This window comes from Pseudomonas leptonychotis (assembly GCF_004920405.1).
Lineage (GTDB): Bacteria > Pseudomonadota > Gammaproteobacteria > Pseudomonadales > Pseudomonadaceae > Aquipseudomonas > Aquipseudomonas leptonychotis.
This window is the reverse complement of record NZ_RFLV01000026.1, coordinates 1-206: the sequence shown is the minus strand read 5'-3', so window position 1 is coordinate 206 and position 206 is coordinate 1. Positions and strand designations below refer to the sequence as shown.

Below are 206 nucleotides of genomic sequence, written 5' to 3'. Positions count from 1 at the left end.
CGCTGAGGGTGCCGTTCTCGACGCTGACATCGGTGTTATCAAAGGCGACGACCGCCTCGCTGAAGGTGATGGTGACCAGGCTGGTCTCACCGACGCTGAGGGCGGTGTCGGCCATCACAATGCTGGCCACGGTGGGCGCGCCGATGTCGACGGCCTGGGTGGCGTTGGCGGCAGTGCTGGCGTTGCCGGCGGCATCGACAGCAGCG

At 67.5% G+C, this 206-nt stretch carries 1 protein-coding gene; it reads right to left on the bottom strand.

The features are described 5' to 3' along the window. Positions 1–206: Ig-like domain-containing protein (locus D8779_RS20510; protein ID WP_136666462.1), on the bottom strand; the 206-nt coding region annotated here is incomplete at both ends.